2 protein-coding genes are annotated in these 4,673 nt (G+C 68.0%); one reads left to right on the forward strand and one right to left on the reverse strand.

Annotated elements, in window-relative coordinates:
• The coding region (locus V7787_RS52220) for a lamin tail domain-containing protein (protein WP_336095364.1) at nt 1-3,551 on the reverse strand (3,551 nt) is incomplete at its 3' end.
• A 196-nt stretch (nt 3,552-3,747) separates the two neighbouring features.
• Between V7787_RS52220 and V7787_RS52225 the strand changes: the two genes are divergently transcribed.
• A complete protein-coding gene (locus V7787_RS52225) occupies nt 3,748-4,626 on the forward strand; it encodes a tryptophan 2,3-dioxygenase (RefSeq protein WP_336095365.1) in 879 nt (292 codons plus the stop codon).
• Nucleotides 4,627-4,673 lie beyond the last annotated feature (47 nt).

Raw genomic sequence — 4,673 nt, forward strand, 5'->3', positions numbered from 1 at the left:
TCGGTTGCGGTCTGGGCGGCGTTATCGGACGGATCGGGGTCGATCGCCGAGGACGTCACCGAGGCCGCCATGCGGAACGTGCGTCCGGCGCGTTCGGGCGTGGCTTGCATGTGCAAGGTCACCGCTTGCAGCGGCTGCACCGGCGGGCTGCCGGCCGGGCCTTGCGGGAGCACGTTCTCGCCGCTGCAGGCCACGCTGGTGTGGCCGTCGGCGGTCACCGGCGCTTCGCAGGTCCAGTTGGGCGCGTGGACGTCGACCCACAGCGGCTCGACCGGCTCGGACAGGGCCAGGCCCAGGCCGACCCGTCCGGCCACCTCCGGCCCCAGGTTCTGCACCTGGGCGGTGAAGCTGGCCATCATCCCGTCGCCGACCCGGCGTTGCGCCGCCGAGTTCGCCCACACCCGCAACGCCGCTTTCGCGCGCGGCACCAGCCGCACGTGGACCGGATCGGTGACGGAGGCGCGCAAGGCGCTGTCGGGTTGATTGCGCAGCTGCGCCGGTTGATCGGCGTTGATGCGCACGCGTTCGACTTGCACGGTTTCGGTTTGCAGGATCAAGGCTTCGTCGGCCAACACCGATTGCAGTTCCTGCCGGCTGCCTTGCTCGATCGAGGAGTAACGCTCGGCTTCAGGCTGTTGCGCAGTCAGATCGATCAGATCCGGATCGACCCGGTCGGCGCCGTCGTGCGGCACCATCGTCGACAGCGGATCGGCGGGTTTGCCGACGATCGCGCCGATCGCGTCGACGAATCCGTCGTTGAACGCATGCGCCTGGAAATCGCCGACGAACAACAGCGGCAACGCGCCCGCGCTGCGTTGATGTTGCTGGGCCCACTGGGCGATGAAGTCCGCTTGGGTCCAGCGCCGTTGCCGCAGACGTTCGGCTTTGGCGGTGTCGGCGTCGATGCCGTCGAGCGATTGCAGCCGCACCAACACGATGCGGGCAGCGAAGCGGCTGCCGTCCTCGTAGTTGGTCACCGCATCGATCGCCAACGGCGCTTGATCGAACAACACCGTCTGACCGCCTTCGGGCGCCGGCCCGAGCGCATCCGCGCCGAGTTGCTGGGCATTCTCCACCACCACCCGCGCGCCGCGATTGGGCACCTCATCGCCGCGCACCAGGAAACCGCTGACCGTGGCGGTCGGCGTGCTGTTCGGCAACAGGATCGGGTGATAGCGCGGATCGGCCCGGCCGCTGTTGCTGGCGAGCAGATTGATCCGCTGCGCCAGCCGTTGCAGCAGCATTTCGTTCTCGACGCCGCTGATGGCGACCACGTCCGGCGTGCGCAGATAATCGACGACGCCGCGCGCGATCTTGCCCATGCGTTGTTCCAGCGCGAACGGCATCGACGCGGGCTGGTTCGAACCGGGCGCGGCGAAATCGTCGAAGAACTCGCCCAGGTCGTAATGCGCGACGGTGGTTTCGCGGCGTCCCGGCACGGCCGCGGCGACCGCTTGCGGCACGCTCGGCTGCGTCGGCGGCAGCGACACCGGCGCGTCGTGTTCCAACACCAGGGTGTAGCGGCCGCTGCGTTGATCCAGCGGACCGATCAAACCGCCGATCGGGGTGCCGGCGGCGATCTCGATCGGCGCGTGGCCGGCGGCGGCGCTGTCGACGCCGATCGCTTCGGGATTGCCGTCCCAACGCGGCAGCCAGCCCTGCACTTGGCCGTGCAGCAGCGCCGGATAGCGGGTGCCGGGTTCGCGCATCGGCGCGGGCCGGTCCGGGCCGCCGTCGACCACGTAGAAGCGGCCGTCGCTGCGGGTGAGCTCCAGGCGCTGATCGGTGACGCCGCCGGTGGGGCCGACGGCGCGGGTTTGCGGCAGCATCACCCGCATGCCTTCGTATTGCTCGTAACCGCGCACGCCGACGTAGTAGTTCGGCAGCAGTTGCGCCGCCGGCGCCGGCAACCACGTCGGCGTCGGATCGAGCACCGTCACCGCCGGCGAGCCCGAGATCGCGGTCATCGATTCGCGATACGGATTCTCGCCCGGGCTCATCAACTCGGTCACGGTGCCGGCCACGCGCACGCGTCGCGCGCGCCAGTCCGGCGACGGCGCCGCGCCGGTTTGCACGAACACGCCTTCGGAGGTTTCCGGATCGGCGTCGGCGCGCGAGGTTTCGGACTGCAGGAAGAAACCGTCCTCGACCAGCGCGGTGACGATGCCTTCGACCGCGACGAACTGATCGCGCAGCGGCGACACCGCATCGCGGCCTTGCACGATGTTGATCGGCACGGTGCGCAGATCGTCGTCGACAATGGTCGCCTGGGTGTCGAGGTAATCGCCGTTGGCGGTGACCGCGCCGGAGATCGCCTTGATCTGCAGCTTCACCGTTTCATCGCCCTCGAACCGGCGGTCGCCGCGCACCGGCAACACGAACTTGGCGCTGCGTTGGCCGGCCGCGATTTCGCCGCTCAGATCGATCGGCGCGTAGTCCTCATCCACGCTCGCGCTGCCGCCGACGCCGGTGAACGCGCTCCAGCGCACGCCCGCGGGGCCGGCCGGGCGGTCGAGCTGCAGTTCGAATTCGAACGCGGTGAAGCCTTCGTCGCCTTCGTTCTTCGCGACCGGCAGCACCGACAGGATCGGCGGCGGCAGGCGGTCGTCGTCGAGGATGGTGGTTTGCAGATTCAGATGATCGCCGTTGGCGCTCACCGCGCCGGAGGCGATCTTGACTTGCACCGTCACCGTTTCGTCGGCTTCGGGCACGGTGTCGCCGGCGATCTGGACGACGAAGCTCGCTTCGCTCTGGCCGGGCGCGATGAAGCCGGTCTTGTCGATGTACAGATAATCGCTGCCCGCGGTGGCGGTGCCGCCGTTGGTGAACACGCTCCAGCTCACGCCATCGGGGCCGGCCGGGCGATCCAGGCGCAGCTTGAACACCGCATCGACGAAGCCCGAATCGCCTTCGAGCACATCGCTGACCGTCGCGGTCATCACCGGCAACGGCGCCGGCGGCGCGCACAGCTTCTTCGGCGAAGCGCTGTTGCGCGGCTGGCTCGGGCCGACCGCGAAATCGGCGGCGTTGCGCTGGGTGTCGAGGCAGCCGCCGTCCTTGCGCAACTGCGCGGTGGTGGTGCCCGCGCTGGCCGCGGGCGCGGCGCCCTCGGCGCAATCGGCCGCGCCGTAGCCGACGAAATCGGCCAAACCGGTCGGACAGGCGGTGGTGAGCAAGGCGCTGCCGGCGACCAAGGCGACCTTGCCCAGGTTGGGGTTCATCGAGATCGAGCCGCTGGCGTTGGCCGCGGGCAAGCTGCTGTTGCCGGCGCCGCTGCGCTGGCGGATCAGGTAATAGCCGCCGGCGGGAATGCTGCCGCTGAGCGGGGTGCGTTGCCAGGCGCTGCCGTTGCTGGCGTATTGCACGCTCCAGCCGTTGAGGCTGACGGCGCTGTCGCCGTTGTTGTGCAGTTCGATGAAGTCGGCGTTGTGGCCGATGGCGGCGGTCCCCGCGCCGCCGTAGATCTGAGAAACGACGACCTGGGCGTCGGCTGCGCCGGCCAAGGCCAAAGCGATACCCGCCGCGAGTGCGCGGCTTGCGAGTTTCTGCATGAATTCCCCTTGTGGATGCGCCTGCGGGCTGTTGCGGTAAGTACTGGGCAGGCACGGCTATTTTGCGTTTTTTTCGTCGCACAGGCCGCGACTGCGGGCACGCGCGAGGCTTGCGGCACAGGCTGTTTCGCGCGTGGCGCGTCACCGCCGCCGGCCGGATGCGCTACGCTTTGCGCCCCTGCCGCGAGCCCCGTCGATGTCCGTCGAAAAGAACCAGCGCGAATTGGAAAGCGGTATCCATACCGACCTGCACGGACGCATCACCTACGGCGGCTATCTGCAACTGGACAAACTGCTGTCGGCGCAGCGGCCGCTGTCGCAGCCCAGCCATCACGATGAGATGCTTTTCATCGTCCAGCACCAAGTCTCCGAGCTGTGGATGAAGCTGATCATCCACGAGCTGACCGCGGCGATCGAACACCTGCGCCTGGATCAGGTCTGGCAATGCCAGAAGGTGCTGGCGCGTTGCAAGCAGGTGCTGCGCCAGCTCACCGAGCAGTGGTCGGTGCTGGAAACGCTGACGCCGTCGGAGTACATGGGCTTCCGCGAAACCCTGGGGCCGTCGTCGGGATTCCAGTCGCTGCAGTACCGGCGCATCGAGTTCATGCTCGGCAACAAGAACGAGGCGATGCTGCGGGTCTTCGCCCACGATCCGCAGGGCCAGGCCGCGCTGGAAACCGCGTTGGCCTCGCCGAGCCTGTACGACGAATTCCTGATGTATCTCTCGCGTTTCGGCCACGACATCCCGTCGGCGCATCTGCAACGCGATTGGCGCAACCCGCACGTCAGCGACGCGGCCTTGCAGCCGGTGTTCGAACGCATTTACGAAAACACCGACCTGTACTGGCGCGAATACGCGCTGTGCGAGGATCTGGTCGATCTGGAAACCCAGTTCCAGCTGTGGCGCTTCCGCCACATGCGCACGGTGATGCGGATCATCGGCTTCAAGCGCGGCACCGGCGGCTCCAGCGGCGTGGGCTTTCTCAAGCAGGCCTTGGAGCTGACCTTCTTCCCGGAACTGTTCGAGGTGCGTACCTCGATCGGGTTGGCCGACGACGTCTCCGGGAGTTATTGAGGCCCGGGTGGAGAGGGGGCGGGGCAGCATTTGGCCCGTTGGAGTTT

This window comes from Pseudomonas sp. CGJS7 (assembly GCF_036961695.1).

What these genes read in the sequence shown, in the direction of transcription:
- V7787_RS52225 (WP_336095365.1), top strand. Translation starts at nt 3,748, where the DNA reads ATGTCCGTCGAAAAGAACCAGCGCGAATTGGAAAGCGGTATCCATACC.